Consider the following 18,119-nt stretch of genomic DNA (forward strand, 5'->3'; position numbering starts at 1 on the left):
CGAAGCTGCGGCAGCAGCTGTTCCCCGGCAACGGTCCACAGAATGGGAAAGCGCTATTGCTGGCGGCTTATTGCTGCCGTCTGGCCATGAACGCGAGCCGCTCGAACAAATGCACGTCCTGCTCGTTCTTCAACAGCGCGCCGTGCAGTTTCGGCAGCATGTTCTTCGGGTCGGCGCGCAGGTCTTCTGGCGCGATGTCGTCGGCGACCAGCAGGCGGATCCAGTCGAGCGCCTCGGAGGTCGACGGCTTCTTCTTCAGGCCCGGCACCTCGCGGATCTCGTAGAACTGAGTGAGGGCCGCCCGCACCAGGTTCTGCTTTATGCCGGGGTGATGCACCTCGACGATGCGGTGCAGCGTGTCGATGTCGGGGAAGCGGATATAGTGGAAGAAGCAGCGACGCAGGAAGGCGTCGGGCAGTTCCTTCTCATTGTTCGAGGTGATGATGACGATCGGCCGGAACTCGGCGCGGATCGTCTCGCCGGTCTCGTAGACGAAGAACTCCATCCGGTCGAGCTCTTGCAGGAGGTCGTTGGGGAATTCGATGTCGGCCTTGTCGATCTCGTCGATCAAAAGCACGACCTTCTTTTGCGCCGCGAAGGCGTCCCACAGCTTGCCGCGCTTGATGTAGTTGGCGATGTCGTTGAAGCGCTCGTCGCCAAGCTGGCTGTCGCGCAACCGCGACACGGCGTCATATTCGTAGAGCCCTTGCTGCGCCTTGGTGGTCGATTTGACGTTCCATTCGATGAATTCGAGCCCAAGCGCCGACGCCACCTGGCGGGCGAGCTCGGTCTTGCCGGTGCCGGGCTCGCCCTTGACCAGCAAGGGCCGCTCCAGCGCGATCGCGGCGTTGACCGCGACCATTAGATCCTTGTCGGCGACGTAAGCCGCGGTGCCTTCGAAACGCATTTTTTCTCCTGTCCGTGGGGCTGGACCGTAAGGAGGCGAGGCCGGCCGCGCAAGGGCGGTTGCCGAGAGCCTCTGATCGAGATGGTCTGCAAGGCGAATTACGCGTAATTGGTCGCTCGTCTCTCTGGCGCACGGCTAACCATCGGCCTATATTTGTCCCCGGCGGTCTGTGCTTCCCGGCAGGAGAAACTTATCCCCGGGGCCTTATCGATCCTTAGGGAGCTGTCCCTGGGAAGACCCGTGGGTTTTCTCACACGGCGCCCACCTACTTTGTAGGCACCCGGGATCGACCTCTCCACCGGTTGTGTGGATCGTCACTCTCCCGATTTCGGGAGACATGCGCTAGAAAAGGTCGTTCCTAACACTCCATACAATCCCGGCCCTTTCTAGCGTCTGAGCATGAACTCACCGAAAGACCTGAAGAAACAGCTTCGCAAGGAAGCGCTGGCGCGCCGTGATGCGCTCGACGAATTCTGGCGCGTCGAGATCGCGCTCGAAATGGCCGAGACGGCAAAGGAGAAAATCGACTTCGAGCCCGGCCGCATCGTCTCCGGCTTCTGGCCGATGCGCTCGGAGGTCGATGTGCGGCCGCTGATGTTCGCGCTGCGCGAGAAGGGCGCCAGGCTCTGCCTGCCGGCGATCCTGGACAAGACCACGATCGTCTTTCGCGAGCTGGTGCGCGGCGCGCCGATGGTCGAGATGGGCTTCGGCACGGTCGGGCCGCATGAAGAGGCGGAAGTGCTCGACCCGACGCTCATGCTGGTGCCGCTCGCCGCCTTCGACGGCCGCGGCCACCGCATCGGCTACGGCGCCGGCTATTACGACCGCGCCATCGCCAGGCTGGCCGAAAAGGGCATCATGCCCAGGCTGATCGGCATCGCGTTCGATTGCCAGGAAGTCGAGCGGGTGCCGGAAGAGAACCATGACGTCATCATTCCGGAAATACTGACCGAGAGCGGGTTGCGCCGCTTCGATGTCGCTTAAGCTATCGCGACCCGCTTAACGCGTTTCAAAGACACGTCGGATTATGTTCCTGCAGCTATAATCGAGCTGACGGGGATCGTGGTGTTCCTTCTTGCACGCTATTTGCTGATGCCCTTCGCGCTGATCGCGGCGATACTGTTCTCGATGTCGTTGCACATCATAGGAACTACCTTGCATCACCAGGCTGCCTGGCAGCGGACACTCGCCACCGTAACGGATGTCAGCGCCTACAGCGAAACGCGGGCGAACGGTCTCACCACGGATGGCATCAATGTCGCCGTCAGCTATGTTGCCAATGACGCGCCGATGACATGGTCCGGCAAGGACAAGGACATCGGTCTCTACAAGGCGGCCAAGGGCGACAGGATAGAATTGTACTATGACCCTGCCGATCCATCGAGCCTCGACACGGCCGCGATGAAAGGCTGGCGCGGCGGGCTGCTGCTGCTCGCCGTCACCGGTGGGTTCACCTTGTTCTACATCTGGTTCTTCTGGTTGCGAGGACGCAAAACGCCGCCCATGGCGCCATCGACCGTTCGCGTTGCCGGCGCTGGAGCGGGGCCAGCCGATCAGCAACGCGGCACTTTCGGCCGGCGTTAAGGACCTCGGTGCCGCTTGCCTAGTGTCCACAGCTCTGGATAGAAGTGGCTATGAGACTCCTCTTTCTCGGCGACATGGTTGGCAAAACAGGGCGCACGGCAGTGTGGGAACAGCTGCCGGGGCTGATTTCCGACTTCAGGCTCGACTTCGTCATCGTCAATGGCGAGAACGCCGCCGGCGGCTTCGGCATCACCGAGGAGATCTTTCGCGAGACGCTCGCTGCCGGCGCGGATGTTGTCACCACCGGCAACCATGTCTGGGACCAGCGCGACGCGTTGATCTTCGCGCCGCGCGAGGAGCGTTTCCTGCGGCCCTCCAATTTTCCCAAGGGCACGCCCGGGCGCGGCTCTGGCGTCTATATCGCCCGCAACGGCGCGCGCGTGCTGGTCGCCAACATCATGGGCCGCGTCTTCATGCACCCGGAGCTGGACGATCCGTTCCAGGCCGGCGAGCGGGAGTTGGCGGCCTGCCCGCTCGGCGAGCAGGCCGATGCGGCGATCGTCGATTTCCATGCCGAGGCGACCTCGGAGAAGATGTGCTTCGCGCATTTCGTCGACGGCCGCGCCAGCCTCGTGGTCGGAACGCATACGCATCAGCCGACCGCCGATCATCAGATCCTCAACGGTGGCACCGCCTATATCTCGGACGCCGGCATGTGCGGCGATTACGATTCCTCGCTGGGCATGGACAAGGAAGAGCCGCTCAACCGGTTTCTTTCCAAGGTGCCGAAAGGGCGCTTCGAGGCGGCGACTGGACCGGCGACTCTCTGCGGCGTCGGCGTCGACATTTCCGATCGCACCGGTCTTGCCGAGAAAATCGCGCCGTTTCGTCGCGGGCCTCGGTTGGAAGAAACGGCGCCGTCTTTCTGGTCCTGACATTGATATAGCCAAGGTCAGTACCTAACTGGCCACGAAACCCGCGAAAACTGCTCTAGATCGTAGAGGGGACGACCTTCATGCAGCTCATCGAGTTCCTGGCGCCGCATTTTGCCTTTGTTTCCGACCCGACCGCCTGGGTCGCGCTTTTGACGTTGGTGGTGCTCGAGATCGTGCTCGGCATCGACAATCTGATCTTCATCTCGATTTTGACCAACAAGCTGCCGGAAGCGCAGCGCGCCCGGGCCCGCCGGCTGGGCATCTCGGCGGCGCTGGTCATGCGCCTCATCCTGCTCGCCACGATCTCGATCATCGTGCAGCTGACGACGCCGGTGTTCACCGCCTTCGGCCACGGATTTTCCTGGCGCGACCTGATCCTGATCGCCGGCGGCCTGTTCCTGGTCTGGAAGGCGACCAGGGAAATCCATCACACTGTCGACCCGCAGGATCATCAGGACACGATGGTGGGTACGCTGCAGCTGAGCCTTGCCGGCGCGATCTTCCAGATCCTGCTGCTCGATCTCGTCTTCTCGATCGATTCCATCATCACCGCCGTCGGCATGACCGACGAGATCGCCATCATGTATATCGCCGTGATCGTGGCGGTGAGCGTGATGATGCTGGCTGCGACGCCGCTCGCCAATTTCATCGCCAGGAACCCCTCCATTGTCATGCTGGCGCTGGGCTTCCTGCTGATGATCGGCATGACGCTGATCGCAGACGGCATGGGCTATCACGTGCCGAAGGGCTACATCTACGCCGCCATGGGCTTTTCGGCGCTGGTCGAGGGTCTCAACATGCTGGCGCGGAATCGCAAGAAGCAGGGGTCGGGCGGCGGGCATTGATGGTGGCAACGAGGGCGGCAGCGTGCGGCTGTCGCTCCCGCCGCAGGATCATTTGCTTTCCGACGTCGGCAGTTCACCGCGCATTTCGCTGGGGTAGAACCCTTCACGCAGATTGATGCCGTACTCGACGTAAGCTTTCATGCATGACAGCATCTGCGACCAGCCCTCGCAATTGCCGTAGGATGATTTGCGGCCGGCCTCGTCCTCGCGCCATCCGCTTTCGGCAATGGTGACGAAGGTGCCACCGTCATCCAGGGCTTCGAAGTTCATTTCGATCGTGGTCTTGTAAGCCGGTACAACGCCGGGGCCGCCGCCATCCCAGCGCAGCACGATGCGCTCGTTGGGCACCACTTCATCGACCTCGACGGGCACGGTATTCCACCATGTGACCGTGGTGCCGGGGACCAGCGGCGCCGAGGCGCCGCCAAGCGTTGTAAAATACCCACTGAGCTTCGTCGGGTTGACGACGGCGTCGAAGACCTCGGCGACTGGTTTGCCGATGCGCCCGGAAATCCTGAATCCAAGGGACATATCCACAGCTCCTTCCTTGCTCAGTGGAACAATATGTTATAGAAACATAACATGTCAAGCCAAACCGGGGACGACCATGTTTTCAAGGCTTTGGCGCATCCGCGCCGGCGCGAATTGCTGGATCGCCTGAAGGATCAGCCGCAGACCACCGGCGCGCTTTGCGAGGCGTTCCCGGACATGGACCGCTGCACGGTGATGATGCATCTGAAAGTGCTGGAGGAGGCCGACCTGGTGATTGCGAGGCGCGAGGGACGCGAGCGTTGGAACCATCTCAATGCCTTGCCGATCAAGCAGATCCACGATCGCTGGATCAGCCAGTATGCCGGCCATGCGATCAGCATTCTCGACCGGCTGAAGTCCGACCTTGAGAGCTGAGCGGCCTCTCCGGCGCCGGAGTTACGGCGCGTCTGGACGAATTGAGCCGATTTATCTATAAGCCGGCCATTCCGACAGAGAGCGCCGTGTGCCTTCGCAGGCATGCCTGGAGCGTTCTGAAAATTTGAATTCGAGCAATTTGCGGATGGCGAGGTGATCCCATTTCGCTCCGCGGTGCTCTAGCCGAACACGACAGGGGTGCCATGGCTGGCCATTCGCAATTTAAGAACATCATGCACCGCAAGGGCCGTCAGGACGCGGTGCGGTCGAAAATGTTTTCCAAGCTGGCGCGCGAAATCACTGTCGCGGCCAAGACCGGCACGCCGGACCCGGCGATGAACCCGAGGCTTCGCCTTGCGATGCAGAACGCCAAGGCCGTGTCGATGCCGAAGGACAACATCCAGCGCGCCATCAACAAGGCTTCCGCGGGCGACGGCGAGAACTACGAAGCCGTGCGCTACGAGGGTTATGGCCCGGGCGGCGTGGCGCTGATCGTCGAGGCGCTGACCGACAACCGCAATCGCTCGGCATCCAATGTGCGCGCCGCCTTCACCAAGGCCGGCGGGGCGCTCGGCGAAACCGGCTCGGTGTCCTTCATGTGGAACCGCGTCGGCGAAATCTACTATCCGGCTTCGGCCGGCAGCGCCGACAAGGTGATGGAAGCCGCGATCGAGGCCGGCGCCGACGATGTCGAGTCCGATGAGGAAGGCCACACCATCTATTGCAGCTTCGAAAGTCTCGGCGACGTGTCGAAGTCGCTAGAAGCGGCGCTCGGCGAGGCTGAATCGGTCAAGGCGATCTGGCAGCCGCAGAACAACGTCCCGGTCGACGAAGAGCGGGCGCAGTCGCTGATGAAGCTGGTCGCCACCCTCGAGGATGACGACGACGTGCAGAGCGTCTACGCCAATTTCGAGGTCGACGACGAGACGATGGCCAAGCTCAGCGCGGCCTGACCGGCAACGCGATCCGATATGAGCGAAGCTCAATCTCGTATGACCGACAAGCCGCTTCCCGTCATCCGCATCACCTATTGCACGCAATGCCAATGGCTGTTGCGTGCCGGCTGGATGGCGCAGGAGCTGCTTTCCACCTTCGGCACCGATCTCGGCGAGGTGACGCTGGTGCCGGGCACCGGCGGCATCTTCACCATTTCCTGCAACGATCAGCTGATCTGGGACCGTAAGCGCGACGGCGGCTTTCCGGATGCGGCGAAGCTGAAGCAGCTGGTCCGCGACGTCATCGATCCGGATCGGGATCTCGGCCATGCTGACCGCAAAACCCACAAGAAGACCGACCCCGCCTAAAGCGGGGTCTTTAGCATTGCGGCCGCGTATCTCAGATCAAAGCCATGATGAAGCAGGCCATCGACACGATAGCGGTGACGGTGCGGACGCGGTTCCACATCACCCATTGGCTCAGATGGTTCGCCCAGACGGCGGCGCCGTTGGCGCTCTGCGGATCGACGGCGGCTAAAGCGTCGTTGAGCGGAACGTTGATGACCATGGTCACGATCGGGTTGCCGACGAAATAGATCACCGCGCCGGCAAGCAGCCAGTATGAGCCGGACTGGCTCCAGCCGAAGAGAGCGGCGGCAATCAACACCAGGCAGATGACGCCGGTGCCGAACAGCGCCGTCATGAAGGTCGGCGTGATCACCGTGACATTGATCGAATTCATCGCCGCGATGCCGCTTGGGACGGGCAGCCGCGCGAGTGCCGCCATGACGAAATTGGAAAAGGCGAAGAACACGCCGCCGACCACGCCGGAGCCGATCGCGGCGATGAAGGTGAGGGCGGGGAGAAGTTTCATCATCTCGGCTGGCTCCAGATGTCGGTTGGTTTTGCAAATGTGATGAATCCTCACATTTGTAAAACGTGATAAACCCTCGTATTTTGTGAGTCAAGCTGGTGTTGGAAATCGCCTGGAGGGAGCCATGGACGAGAAAGTCACCGCCAAGCCGGACCAAGCCGCCATCGCCTCGCCGCGCCGGTCGCCGAGCCAGCAACGCAGCCGCGAGCGGGTCGAGCGCATGCTTGCCGCCGCCTCTGCCTTGATTGCCGAGCAGGGCAGCGATGCCATGCGCATGGGCGAGGTGGCGGAGCGGGCAAGGGTGTCGATCGGCTCGCTCTACCAGTTCTTCCCGGACAAGCGGTCGATCGTCTGGGCGCTGGCCGAGCGCTACACCGCCGAGAGCCAGGCCTGCATCTCGGCGGCGCTGAAAGATGTCAGGGACGCCGAAGGGCTGAAGCAGGCGTTTTCAGAGCTGGTCGACATCTACTATCAGCTGTTCCTGGCCGAGCCGGTTATACGCGACGTCTGGTCGGGCACGCAGGTCGACAAGGCCCTGCGCTCGCTCGAGCTCGCCGACAGCCGAGCCAATGCCGAATTTTTGGTCGCGGTGCTGAAGCGGCTGAGGTCCGATGCCGATCCGGTCGAACTGGAGACGACGGCCTTCCTCGTCTGGCAGATGGGCGAGGCGGCCGTGCGACTGGCGATCTCGGTCGATCGGGAGGAGGGTGACAGGTTGGTTGAGGCCTACAAGCGCATGGCGCTGCGGGAGTTGGTGGGGGAGTAGCGGCCTTCCTCCTCGCAGCGTACGCGATTGGCGAAATCGCCGGCGAGAGCTGTCCAGCGGATAGATGGGTAACACTTTGAACCGGATACATAGGTAACAGTTTTCTCTCCCTATGATGCGGTCGCCGCAGCGCCAAGCGGTCGGCTTGGCGCGGCGCTGCGGCGAACCAGTTTCATGTGCTTCTCATCGATGAAGCCGAGCGGATGGGTGTGGAAGCGCATCGTCCACTCGCCATCCTCGGTCTCTTCAATGGCAATCGGTTCGCCGGCCAACGTGGCCGAGACATAGATCTCGGTGCCCCGCCATTTGACCGCGCCGTTCTGGCGCACGCCGCGCACCGCTGCCTCGGTCGGATAATCGGGTTCAGGGGCTGTCTTCGGCATCGGTCGGGTCGAGGGGCGGTAATGCTGTGCCGGGGTGTCCATGCCCAGCGCCTCGTGCGGACGCTCCTCATTGTAGCTGCGCCGGAAGTTCTCGAAGGCCCTGGCTTGAGCCGCTTTGTCAGCCTTCGGTGCATCGGCCATCGGCAGCATGGTCAGATGGAAACGCTCATGGCGCCCGTTCTGCTGCGGCTTGCCTGGCTGGATGCGCTCCAGGGCGATGCCGAGCTTAATGAAGCGCACTGCCAGCGGCGTCAGCCCTGTGACGCCGGCCGACGCAAAGGGTGGGCCATTGTCGCTTCGAATGCGATCCGGCAGACCGTTTTCCTCAAACAATCGCTCAAACACCGGCCACGCCTCCTCGTCGGCCGTCGAGCCCGTCGCCTCGAGCCCCAGCAGGTAGCGGCTCAATGCATCCATCACCGTCAATGGCTCGCAGCGCCAGCCGTCACGGGTCCGGAACCAGCCCTTGTGGTCTACCGTCCACACCGCATTCGGCGCCGCAGGCTCCGGCCATGGCCCATTGCCCACAGCCCGCCAGCGCCGGCGCCGGCGTCCCACAAGACCATGCCGCTTCAGGATCTCGCCAGCTGTCGAGACTGCCGGCCAGCCACAACTGGGCTCCGCCCGCTTCAGCCGCGCCATGATCTTCTTCGGCCCCCACAGCGGATGCGCTTCCTTCTCCGCCACGATCCGCTCCACCAGCTCGGCTGCCGTTGCTCGGCCGTGATCGAGCGGCGCCCGCGGCCGGTCGTGCAGGCCTTCCGGCCCGGTCTCCCGGTAACGCCCAAGCCATTTGTAGCCGGTCTTGCGTGAGATCTCGAAGGCCGCGCAAAGCTGCGTCATCGTCTCCTCGCCAGCTAGGCATTCAACAACAAAACGAAGCCGCTCATCCATGATGCCAGTCTCTCGCCAAACCATCGCCGGTCCTCCCGGCTGGCAAGAAAACTGTCACCCATCTAATCGGTCCATTCTGTTACCTATCTATCCGGTTCGGACAGAGCGTCCCCTCTCCCCGTCACTATACGGGGAGAGGATGCCGGCAGGCAGGTGAGGGGCAGCGCCGGCCTATGAAAAGTGCACTGTCACCGAATTTCTCTGATGTATTTCTGTTGTTGCTGATGGTCAGCTTGCCGACGCCGGCGCTGCCCCTCATCCGCCCTTCGGGCACCTTCTCCCCGTTGAACGGGGAGAAGGAAGAAAACAAAAAACCCGCCTCGAAGGCGGGTTTTTCAAATCCTGCGGGCGTATCCGGGTTAGAGGCCGAAACCCTCGAAGCGCTTCTTGAACTTCGACAGGCGGCCGCCGCGGTCGAGCAGGGTCTGCTGGCCGCCGGTCCATGCCGGGTGCGTGGTCGGGTCGATGTCGAGGTTCATCGTGTCGCCTTCCTTGCCCCAGGTCGAACGGGTCAGGTATTCGGTGCCGTCGGTCATGACGACCTTGATGGTGTGGTAGTCGGGATGGATATCGGCCTTCATTGTCTTATGTCCTGGCTTGCCGGCGCCGGTTACGGGCCAATGGCCTGCGTCGATGCGCCCCTTTTTAAAACTCGAAGCCGCAGCTAATGAAAAGCCACGGCTTCTAAAACGGTCGGCGAGCCTATACATCAGCCGGAATTGAATCACAAGGCCGCGGCAAGCGCATATTGAAGCGCGGTGTTGACCAGCGGCCAGAGGAAACGCTCATGGCGGATATCGGTGCCAGTGGAGACCAGCGCAGGCGCTCGGTCCGGCCGCTGAGAAACCTTTTCCCCTATATCACGCGCTACCGGAAACTGGCGGTTGGCGCGATCATCTCGCTGGTCGTGGCGGCGGTGACGACGCTTGCCCTGCCGATGGCCGTGCGGCGCATGATCGATCACGGTTTCCAGGCCTCGGGCTCCACCTTCATCGCTGAATATTTCGCCGCGCTGGTGGCGATGGCGGCGCTGCTCGCCGCCGCCTCTGCCAGCCGCTACTATTTTGTGATCACGCTCGGCGAGCGCGTCGTCGCCGACATCCGCCGCGACGTTTTTGCCCATGTCACGACGCTGTCGCCCGCCTTTTTCGATCGCACGCATTCGGGCGAGATCGTATCGCGGCTCGCCGCCGACACCACGCAGGTGAAGTCGGCGGTCGGCGCCACCGCCTCGGTCGCGCTGCGCAATGTCATCCTGGGCCTCGGCGCGGTGGCGATGATGGTCGTCACCAGCCCGAAGCTTTCCGGCCTGGTGATCGCGGCCATTCCGCTGATCGTGCTGCCGCTGGTCGCTTTCGGCCGCTCGGTGCGGCGCAAGTCCCGGCAAGCGCAGGATACGCTCGCGGAGGCCACCGCCTACGCCAGCGAGCAGATCGGCGCTGTGCGCACGCTGCAGGCCTTCACCAACGAGAAGCTGGTCACCGGCCGCTTCGCGGCCGCCGTCGACGCGGCCTTCGAAGCGGCGCGGGCCTCGGTGTTCGCGCGCTCCTTCCTGACCTTCTTCGCCATCTTCATGATATTTTCCTCGGTGGTGGCGGTGCTGTGGTTCGGCTCGCGCGACGTGCTTGCCGGCACGCTGTCGCCCGGCACGCTTAGCCAGTTTCTGCTCTATTCGGTGTTCGCCGCCGGCGCGCTCGGCGCCTTGTCGGAAGTGTGGAGCGAGCTGTCGCAGGCGGCGGGCGCCGCCGAGCGGCTGACCGAGATCCTGGCCGAGACGCCGACGATCCAACGGCCGGTCGATCCCGTCGCGCTGCCGGCCACGGCCAAGGGCGCGATCAGCTTCGACGACGTCTCCTTCTCCTATCCGGCGCGGCCGGACCGCGCCGCCGTGCATGGCCTGAGCTTCCAGGTTAAGCCCGGCGAGACGGTGGCGATCGTCGGGCCTTCGGGCGCCGGCAAAAGCACTGTCTTCTCGCTGATCCTGCGCTTCTACGATCCCGAGACCGGGCGCGTCGCCATCGACGGCGTCAATCTGCGCGAGGCCGACCCGGCCGCCATCCGTCAACGCATCGCGATCGTGCCACAGGACGTCACCATCTTCGCGGCAAGCGTGCGCGACAATATCGGCTTCGGCCGGCAGGGCGCCGGCGACGCCGAGATCGAGGCCGCCGCCAAGGCCGCGCTTGCCGATGAATTCATCGCCAGACTGGGCAACAGCTATGACAGCCAGGTCGGCGAGCGCGGCGTGACACTGTCGGGCGGCCAGCGCCAGCGCATCGCGATTGCCCGCGCCATCTTGCGCGACGCGCCGATCCTTCTGCTCGACGAAGCGACCTCGGCGCTCGATGCCGAAAGCGAAACGCTGGTGCAACGGGCGCTGGAGCGGCTGATGCGCGGCCGCACCACCATCGTCATCGCCCACCGGCTGGCGACGGTGCTCAAGGCCGACCGCATTCTCGTGATGGAAGGCGGGCGCATCGTCGAGGAAGGCACGCATCAGAGCCTGGTCGCCAAGGGCGGCATCTACGCGCGGCTCGCCAAGCTGCAGTTCGAGGCAGGCGCCGGCGCTTTCAAAGGCGCTGCGGAGTAGAAATGTGTCAGCCTGGTCGCCAGTCGGCGAGTAGAGTGATGCGGCCCAAGTGTTTTGTTTTGGCAAAATGCCGCCGGTCGGCTGTTACCAACGTTGCAGCGCGATTGATGGCGATGGCGTGGTAAACGCAATGTTGAGCGTCGGATAGCCGCCAGCCGGACTGAGCTGCGTCGCCATCTCCTGTGTTTTGGCCAGTTCGTCCATATCCGGCTCCAGAAGCTCGAAACCGCCTTCGCGCAATCCGGCGATGAGCTTTGCGACCATGACAAAGGATTGCTCATAATGGAGCGCAGTCGATAGCGCCTCGTAAAGCAGGATGCCCGGAGCGGCTATGGCGCGGCCATCTGCAATGTTCTTCGCGAACAGATTTCGAGCCTGTTCGCTGTCATCCTCATCCCGAAAGAGTTTAATGAAGATCGACGCGTCGACGATGATCACTTTTTGCGGCCTTCGAGGATATCCACCGGCCGGCCGTCCATTTCCTGGCGAATTCTGCGCAGCACGTCGGTGGAGTCTTCGCCGCCGGTCGAGGTCGACTTGAATTCCCGGATCATTTTCAGAGCGCGTTCTTTCGCGGCGTCCTTCAATGCCTTCGCGATCGCCTCTTCGACAAAGCGGGATCGCTTGCTTTTCGGAATCTGGCTTTCAAGCGTCTCCTTGATCGTGCTGTCGATCGAAAACGTTGCGCGTTCCTTGGGACCTGAAGCGTTCATCTGCGCACCTCCCAATCATAACATACAGTAGTACGAAATGGTACGCAAATGAGCGGCCATTGCCGACGAGGTCGGTCTATGAGGCTCCGTACCGCCAGCGCAGATGCTCCGTGAAGTAAGTCGCGTTAAGCCTCTCGCCGGTGGCGCGCTCGAGCAGCTCGGGCGTCGACCAGCGCGAGGCCTGCGACCAGATCTTTGCGCGACGCCACTCGTTGATGGCGCTGAAATCGCCCTTGGCGAGGTCCTCGTCGGCGGACGGGTGCTCCCTGGTCACAGCCGCCCATTGCTGCGCCGCCATCATGGCGCCCAGAGTGTAGGACGGGAAATAGCCGAAGGCGGCGCCCGGCCAGTGCACGTCCTGCATCGGCCCGTCTGCCGGGTTGTCGATGGTCGAGAGGCCTAGATAGTCGCGCATCTTGGCGTCCCATGCCTCGGGGAGGTCGGCGGCTTCCAGCCGGCCGGACACCAGCTCCTGCTCGAGTTCGTAGCGCAGGATGACATGCAGCGGATAGGTGACCTCGTCGGCGTCGACGCGGATCAGGCCGCGCTCGACATGGTGGACATGCGGCAGGATGTCGTCGAGCGACCAGGCTTCGCCGAGATGTCTTTCGACCATCGGCAAAGCCCAGCGCCAGAAGGCGGGGTTGCGGCCAACCTGCTTTTCGACGAACAGGCTCTGGCTCTCATGCACGGCCATGCCGCGCGCCTTGCCGAGCGGCCAATGCGACCAGGCCTTCGGCAGGTTCTGCTCGTAGAGCGCATGACCGGTCTCGTGCAGCACGCCCATCAGCGCCGACAGGAAATCGGAGGTCTTGTAGCGGGTGGTGATGCGCACATCGGTCGGCACGCCGCCGCAGAAGGGATGGTGCGATACCGACAGCGAGCCATGGGTGAGGTCAAAGCCGACGGCCGCCATCATGGCAAGGCCGAGCTCGCGCTGGCGGTCGACGGCATAGCTGCCCGACAGCGGCTTCAATGGGTGCTTCGCCAATCGCGCATCCTGCACGGCCAGCGCATGCGGCAGGAAGTCCTTGAGAAAGACCTTCAGCTCGGCAAACACCGGCGTGATGTCGGCGGCGCGGTTGCCGGGATCATACTGCTCCATCAGCGCGTCATAGGGGGCGAGGCCGAGCGCGTCGGCGCGCAGCGCCGCCTCTTCCCGCACCAGGGCCACGACGCCTTCCAGTGCCGGCAGGAAGCCCGCCCAGTCGTTCCTGGCGCGCAAGCTCCGCCAGAGCTGCTCGGAGCGCATGCGCGCTACCGTCTGGCGTTCGACAAACTCGGCCGGCAGGCAGGTGAGGTTGGTGTATTGCCGGCGCAGTTCCCTGACCGCCGCCTGCTGTTCCTCGCTGAGCGGCTCGGCTTCGGCGGCGGCGATCCAGTCGCCGATCTCCGGCGCGGTCGCCTGGCGATGCAGCATGCCGGCCAGCGAGGACATCGCCTCGGCGCGTTTCTCGCCGCCGCCAACCGCCATATGCGTCGCCTCGTCGGCGCCGAGGATGGCCAAAGCATGCTCGAGCGCTTCGAGCTTGTGACCGAGGTCGTCGAGTTTCTGGAAGGACATGATGGATACCCAGCTTCAATGTGGCTGGCGCGAAAAGATACCAACGCACCGCGCTTGGCAACCCTGATCGGCCGGGATGGAATCAGTGGTCTTGCCTTGTGGGGCGGCTGCGTGATCAATGCCGGGAACAAACCGCTGGAGAGGACGATGATCGGCGATATCCTGGTCGGGCTGGTGGCGCTGATCCATTGCTACATCGTCTATCGGGAGATGGTGCTTTGGGACACGCCGCGCGGCCGCAAGGCGTTCGGACTGACGCCGGAATTCGCCAGCGCCTCGAAGGTGCTTGCCGCCAACCAGGGGCTCTATAACGGCTTCCTGGCTGCTGGGCTGTTCTGGGGACTCTATCTCGGCGCCGCAGGCTTTCAGGTCAAGATGTTCTTCCTGCTCTGCGTCGCGACAGCCGGCCTCTACGGCGCGGCAACTGTCGGCCGCAAGATTCTCTTTGTTCAGACGGTTCCGGCAGTGCTTGCGATCCTCGCGCTTTGGCTCGGCCTATAACCAAAGCGATACGCGATCGAAAAAGGACGCCCTCGGGGCCAGGTCCCGCGGGCGCCAGGTGGTCCCTTCCCTGGTGGTCAACCGTTCGGGTAATTCCCGCCGTCGTCGCCGTCGCCTATCATGAAGCCGCTGCCGGTGTCGTTCATCAGCCTCTGGTCGACATTGTCGAGGCGGCGCAGCAGCTCATGGTATTGCGCGGACGGGACCCGGCCGTGATCCGAAGCCGCGACGTGCTCCGCGGCCTGGCTGATGCGAGCGGCGCGCATGTGCAGTTGCTGCGCTTCGGAAGCCGAAATGTTGTTCGCCTGCCGGGCATCGGTGATGCCCTGATCCACGCCCTGGGCCTGATCGATAAGACCGGCCGCGCGCGGGCCGATGAAATCGGCCGTAGGGGTCGCGTCGAGCGCCCCCTTGTGGTGTCCGGCCGCATAGGCGCCGGCAAGCGGGGCCGCGATCAACGCGGCAGCCAGGGTCATAGTCTTGAGAGATGTTGAAGCGCGCATGGCGGCGCATCCTCCGATAGGGAAGGCTGCGGCCCTGCCGCTTGCCTTCCGAACTTTGCGGGCCGTCCGGTTCCGTCGCGTCGCGATGGGAGGCATCGCCGGCGGTCCCCGGCCCTGCGCGGCAAATTAGGTGCGTCGATTGCCGATGTGTAATTAAAAAATGATAATGTTTTCAGGCCTTGCCGACGGGACTTGGTACTCTAAGTATTCAGCCGACAAACAACTTACCGTGACTTGGTGTGATAATGGATCACCGTTCGGTGAGCTTCAGTTCAATGCGGCGGTTCTTGCTGCGCGCCTCGTCGGTGTCGGCGGGGTCGAGTGGCTGGAACTCGCCGAAGCCGGCGGCCACCAGCCGGTTGGCCGGCACGCCGTTCTCGATCAGGAACTTCACCACCGAGGTGGCGCGCGCGGTCGACAGTTCCCAGTTGTCGCGATAGCGGCCGGTGCCGGACAGCGGTTTGTTGTCGGTGTGGCCGTCGACGCGCAGCACCCAGCTGATCTCCGGCGGGATTTCCTTCTGCAATTCGATGATGGCGTCGGCGAGCTTCTTCATCTCGACCTTGCCGGCGTCGTTGATCACGTCGGAACCGGTCGGAAATAGCACCTCCGACTGGAAGACAAAACGGTCGCCGACGATGCGGATGTTCTCGCGGTCGGCGAGGATCTCGCGCAGCCGGCCGAAGAAGTCGGAACGGTAGCGGTTGAGCTCCTGGACGCGCTGCGCCAGCGCCACGTTCAGACGGCGGCCGAGATCGGCGATCTTGGTGTTGGAGTCGCGGTCGCGCTGCTCGGAGACGTTGAGCGCGTCTTCCAGCGCGCCGATCTGCTTGCGTAAGGCGGCAATCTGCTGGTTGAGGATCTCGACCTGGCTCAGCGCCTGCTGGCTGATCTGGCGCTGGTTGCTGAGTTCGCCGGAAAGCTGGTCCGCCCGCTTGTTGGCCGCGTCGCCGGCGCCGGCGCCCTGCGCCAGCAATTGCTCGAGGCGGCTCTTTTCGGCCTGCGCCGCCGACAGCGATGCCTGCAGGTTGGCGAGCGTATCCTCCTTGTCCTGGCTGTTCGAGCGCTCCAGCGCGAGCAACTGGGTCAGCTCGTTGATCTGCGAGTTGAGACGGTTGAGCACGGTGTCCTTGCCGGAGATCTCGCGGCTGAGCAGGAACTGCGCCAGCACGAAGACGGTGAGCAGGAACATGATCGCCAGAAGCAACGTCGACAGCGCGTCGACGAAGCCCGGCCAATAGTCGATGCGGCGGTCGGCGCGCCGTCTTGCCAGCGCCACGTCAGTGGACCCCTTGCTTCTTCAGCGCGTCGGCGATCTTTTCCAGCGTGTTGCGCATGGCCTTCTGCTCGTCCGACTGGGCCTCGACCCAGTCGCGCATGATCTGCTGCTCGGAGCGCATGTTCTTGACCAGCCCCGAAATGCCGTCGGCGAGGTTGGCCATGGCGGTGGCGACGCGCGGATTGGAGCCGCCGCCATTCTCCTGCAGGCTGCGCAGCCGCTCGGACAGCAGGCGGATGTCCTCGGAGGACTCGGTCTTGGCCGTGTCGGAGACGACGATGTCCGACGACAGGTCGGTGACCGAGGACAGCCAGTTCTCGAGCTCGGTGTAGAAACGGGTCTGGGCGCGGCCGGCCTGCAGGTCGAGGAAGCCGAGCACCAGCGAGCCGGAGAGGCCGAACAGCGAGGACGAAAAGGCGGTGCCCATGCCGGCGAGCGGCGCCGACAGACCCTGCTTCAGCGCGTCGAGCACGGCGGCGGCATCGCCGGTGCCGGGGTCCAGCGCCTCGATCGTCTCGCGGATCGAGGCGATGGTGTTGAGCAAGCCCCAGAAGGTGCCGAGCAGGCCGAGGAACACCAGCAGGCCGACAAGATAGCGTGAGGTGTCGCGGCTCTCGTCGAGGCGGGTTGCGATGGAATCCAGCATCGTGCGCATCGACGAGGTCGAGAAGGCGATCGTCGACGAGCGGCCGATCATCGCCTTCATTGGCGCCAACAGCACCGGCTCGGTGGTTTCGGAGCCGGCGCGGAAGGAATTGACCCAGCGCACCTCGCGGAACAGCCGCCCGACCTGGACGAAGGCAAGCAGGATGCCGACCGCCAGCACGCCGACGATCAGCCCGTTGAGGCCCGGATTGCTGGAGAAGGCGGTGGAGATCTGGCGGGTGAGGATGGCGGCGATGAAAGCGACGATGATCAGGAAGATCACCATGGTGAGCAGGAAGACCTGCGGGCTCGACAGCTTGTGAGGATCGTAGACAAGGACGTCCGATCGCCTGCCGAAGGATCTGAGAAAAGCCATCCGTGCCCCGTTTCCGATGCCACCCGCCGCAGAATTGCCGCGACTCTAAACGGAATTGTGACCAAATTGAATGGTGCTTGGCAATATCGCCTATGTCATGGATTAGAACCGGTTGACGACCAGGCAGTCGACCATGGCGGCCAGATGCAGCCCGGCGCCGGTGACGACGAAGCCGTGCCAGACGGCATTGTGGAAGCGCAGGCCTTTCCAGGCGAAGAAGACGACGCCCAGGGAATAGACGATGCCGCCGGCGACGAGCAGCGCGACCGAGGTCGGCGGCAGCGTCTCGACCAGCGGTCCGGCGAGCACCACGCCGCTCCAGCCGATGGCGAGGTAGAAGACGATGGCCAGCCGGTCGTAGCGGCCGGGCAGGAACATCTTGATGGCGATGCCGGCCAGCGCGGCACCCCACACGACGACGATCATGGGCAATGCCAGCGGCGAGTTGTCGAGTTGGGCTAGGAAGGGCGTGTAGGTGGCGGCGATCAGGAGATAGATCGCGGCGTGGTCGAAGCGGCGCAGGATCCATTTCGCCGGCCAGGATACCGGCCACAGATTGTAGGCCAGCGACACCGACAGCACGGTGAGCAGCGAGACGACATAGAACACAGCGGCGGCATACTCGCCGGGGCCGGCATGGAAAGCCGCGAGCGCCAGGAAGGCGGAGCCCGCCGCGATCGCCAGCACGATGCCCACCGCGTGGACGATGCCGTCGGCGATCATTTCGGCGCGCGAATAATGCCAGCGTCCCACGAAGGGGATCTCAAGCTGCGTATCTGGTCGCGCGTCGCTCATCACATGATCCTGCAACCCTAATCTGGGCAGTCGCGGACCAGTATTTCAAGCTTGGGTTGCGGTTTTGCGACTGCCGCGCCGCGCGTCCTTTCGACGCGCAAAGAGCGCTGTGGCGCGTTGATTTGCGCATGATCCCTTGCGAAAATCGATTCCGACTTTCGCAGTAGGGCGCTGACCGCGACGC

22 protein-coding genes and 1 other RNA gene are annotated in these 18,119 nt (G+C 63.5%); 11 read left to right on the forward strand and 12 right to left on the reverse strand.

Translation table 11 applies throughout. The features are described 5' to 3' along the window. Window positions 1–67: 67 nt before the first annotated feature. Window positions 68–907: a MoxR family ATPase gene (locus EJ072_RS18410; RefSeq protein ID WP_126080721.1), complete on the reverse strand. Its 840-nt coding sequence runs from the start codon at window positions 905–907 to the stop codon at window positions 68–70. A gap of 161 nt (window positions 908–1,068) precedes the next feature. Between EJ072_RS18410 and ssrS the strand changes: the two genes are divergently transcribed. The 5 genes from ssrS (at window position 1,069) to EJ072_RS18435 (ending at window position 4,211) form a co-directional block, all read left to right on the forward strand. Further along, a non-coding RNA gene (gene ssrS / locus EJ072_RS18415) (6S RNA) lies at window positions 1,069–1,224 on the forward strand. Window positions 1,225–1,306: 82 nt separating this feature from the next. Then, a complete protein-coding gene (locus tag EJ072_RS18420; RefSeq protein WP_126080722.1) occupies window positions 1,307–1,891 on the forward strand; it encodes a 5-formyltetrahydrofolate cyclo-ligase in 585 nt (194 codons plus the stop codon). Window positions 1,892–1,972: 81 nt separating this feature from the next. Next, a complete protein-coding gene (locus EJ072_RS18425) occupies window positions 1,973–2,491 on the forward strand; it encodes a DUF3592 domain-containing protein (protein ID WP_126080723.1) in 519 nt (172 codons plus the stop codon). Between the two features lie 50 nt (window positions 2,492–2,541). Next, entirely contained in the window at window positions 2,542–3,366 is an 825-nt protein-coding gene (locus EJ072_RS18430; RefSeq protein ID WP_112129722.1) for a YmdB family metallophosphoesterase, read from the forward strand. 80 nt (window positions 3,367–3,446) lie between these two features. Next, entirely contained in the window at window positions 3,447–4,211 is a 765-nt protein-coding gene (locus EJ072_RS18435) for a TerC family protein (protein ID WP_126080724.1), read from the forward strand. A gap of 48 nt (window positions 4,212–4,259) precedes the next feature. Here the strand turns inward: EJ072_RS18435 and EJ072_RS18440 are convergent, their stop codons facing one another. Beyond that, complete coding sequence (locus EJ072_RS18440; RefSeq protein WP_126080725.1) at window positions 4,260–4,742, reverse strand: SRPBCC domain-containing protein; 483 nt, start codon at window positions 4,740–4,742, stop codon at window positions 4,260–4,262. Window positions 4,743–4,793: 51 nt separating this feature from the next. Here EJ072_RS18440 and EJ072_RS18445 point away from each other — a divergent pair, with 51 nt between their 5' ends. The 3 genes from EJ072_RS18445 (at window position 4,794) to EJ072_RS18455 (ending at window position 6,421) form a co-directional block, all read left to right on the forward strand. Beyond that, window positions 4,794–5,117: a helix-turn-helix domain-containing protein gene (locus EJ072_RS18445; protein WP_126080726.1), complete on the forward strand. Its 324-nt coding sequence runs from the start codon at window positions 4,794–4,796 to the stop codon at window positions 5,115–5,117. A gap of 203 nt (window positions 5,118–5,320) precedes the next feature. Continuing rightward, entirely contained in the window at window positions 5,321–6,070 is a 750-nt protein-coding gene (locus EJ072_RS18450) for a YebC/PmpR family DNA-binding transcriptional regulator (RefSeq protein WP_126080727.1), read from the forward strand. Between the two features lie 39 nt (window positions 6,071–6,109). After that, window positions 6,110–6,421 (forward strand): SelT/SelW/SelH family protein, encoded by a 312-nt coding sequence (locus EJ072_RS18455; RefSeq protein ID WP_126080728.1) that lies wholly within the window; start codon window positions 6,110–6,112, stop codon window positions 6,419–6,421. Between the two features lie 31 nt (window positions 6,422–6,452). On the opposite strand, the gene EJ072_RS18460 is transcribed toward EJ072_RS18455, so the two are convergent. Then, window positions 6,453–6,929: a DUF1772 domain-containing protein gene (locus tag EJ072_RS18460; protein ID WP_126080729.1), complete on the reverse strand. Its 477-nt coding sequence runs from the start codon at window positions 6,927–6,929 to the stop codon at window positions 6,453–6,455. Window positions 6,930–7,050: 121 nt separating this feature from the next. Here EJ072_RS18460 and EJ072_RS18465 point away from each other — a divergent pair, with 121 nt between their 5' ends. Next, window positions 7,051–7,692 (forward strand): TetR/AcrR family transcriptional regulator, encoded by a 642-nt coding sequence (locus EJ072_RS18465; RefSeq protein WP_126080730.1) that lies wholly within the window; start codon window positions 7,051–7,053, stop codon window positions 7,690–7,692. 110 nt (window positions 7,693–7,802) lie between these two features. Here EJ072_RS18465 and EJ072_RS18470 read toward each other — a convergent pair whose 3' ends face one another. Together EJ072_RS18470 and rpmE are read right to left on the reverse strand one after the other, a co-directional pair. Continuing rightward, window positions 7,803–8,993: an integrase core domain-containing protein gene (locus tag EJ072_RS18470; RefSeq protein WP_126078128.1), complete on the reverse strand. Its 1,191-nt coding sequence runs from the start codon at window positions 8,991–8,993 to the stop codon at window positions 7,803–7,805. Window positions 8,994–9,328: 335 nt separating this feature from the next. Beyond that, entirely contained in the window at window positions 9,329–9,550 is a 222-nt protein-coding gene (gene rpmE, locus EJ072_RS18475) for a 50S ribosomal protein L31 (protein WP_040974396.1), read from the reverse strand. Between the two features lie 206 nt (window positions 9,551–9,756). On the opposite strand from rpmE, the gene EJ072_RS18480 reads away from it, so the two are divergent. After that, window positions 9,757–11,559 carry an ABC transporter transmembrane domain-containing protein gene (locus EJ072_RS18480; protein WP_126080731.1) on the forward strand — a complete coding sequence of 601 codons (1,803 nt, stop codon included), beginning with the start codon at window positions 9,757–9,759 and terminating at the stop codon, window positions 11,557–11,559. Window positions 11,560–11,643: 84 nt separating this feature from the next. Here the strand turns inward: EJ072_RS18480 and EJ072_RS18485 are convergent, their stop codons facing one another. The 3 genes from EJ072_RS18485 to EJ072_RS18495 form a co-directional block, all read right to left on the reverse strand. Further along, window positions 11,644–11,997, reverse strand: coding sequence for a PIN domain-containing protein (locus EJ072_RS18485; RefSeq protein ID WP_126080732.1), 354 nt, complete (start codon window positions 11,995–11,997; stop codon window positions 11,644–11,646). Next, on the reverse strand, window positions 11,994–12,287 hold the full coding sequence (locus EJ072_RS18490) for a hypothetical protein (RefSeq protein WP_126080733.1): 294 nt from the start codon (window positions 12,285–12,287) through the stop codon (window positions 11,994–11,996). Before EJ072_RS18490 ends, EJ072_RS18485 begins: the two co-directional genes overlap by 4 nt. A gap of 61 nt (window positions 12,288–12,348) precedes the next feature. Next, window positions 12,349–13,836 carry a carboxypeptidase M32 gene (locus tag EJ072_RS18495; RefSeq protein ID WP_126080734.1) on the reverse strand — a complete coding sequence of 496 codons (1,488 nt, stop codon included), beginning with the start codon at window positions 13,834–13,836 and terminating at the stop codon, window positions 12,349–12,351. A 147-nt stretch (window positions 13,837–13,983) separates the two neighbouring features. On the opposite strand from EJ072_RS18495, the gene EJ072_RS18500 reads away from it, so the two are divergent. Then, complete coding sequence (locus tag EJ072_RS18500) at window positions 13,984–14,337, forward strand: DUF1304 domain-containing protein (RefSeq protein WP_126080735.1); 354 nt, start codon at window positions 13,984–13,986, stop codon at window positions 14,335–14,337. A gap of 77 nt (window positions 14,338–14,414) precedes the next feature. On the opposite strand, the gene EJ072_RS18505 is transcribed toward EJ072_RS18500, so the two are convergent. From EJ072_RS18505 to EJ072_RS18520, 4 genes are all read right to left on the reverse strand, one after another. After that, on the reverse strand, window positions 14,415–14,840 hold the full coding sequence (locus EJ072_RS18505) for a hypothetical protein (RefSeq protein WP_126080736.1): 426 nt from the start codon (window positions 14,838–14,840) through the stop codon (window positions 14,415–14,417). 250 nt (window positions 14,841–15,090) lie between these two features. Further along, on the reverse strand, window positions 15,091–16,119 hold the full coding sequence (locus EJ072_RS18510; protein ID WP_126080737.1) for a peptidoglycan -binding protein: 1,029 nt from the start codon (window positions 16,117–16,119) through the stop codon (window positions 15,091–15,093). 1 nt (window position 16,120) lies between these two features. Next, a complete protein-coding gene (locus tag EJ072_RS18515; protein ID WP_126080738.1) occupies window positions 16,121–17,140 on the reverse strand; it encodes a MotA/TolQ/ExbB proton channel family protein in 1,020 nt (339 codons plus the stop codon). A gap of 102 nt (window positions 17,141–17,242) precedes the next feature. Next, window positions 17,243–17,935 carry a hemolysin III family protein gene (locus tag EJ072_RS18520; protein ID WP_126080739.1) on the reverse strand — a complete coding sequence of 231 codons (693 nt, stop codon included), beginning with the start codon at window positions 17,933–17,935 and terminating at the stop codon, window positions 17,243–17,245. Window positions 17,936–18,119 lie beyond the last annotated feature (184 nt).

The sequence above is a fragment of the Mesorhizobium sp. M2A.F.Ca.ET.046.03.2.1 genome (genome assembly GCF_003952425.1).
Classification (GTDB): domain Bacteria; phylum Pseudomonadota; class Alphaproteobacteria; order Rhizobiales; family Rhizobiaceae; genus Mesorhizobium.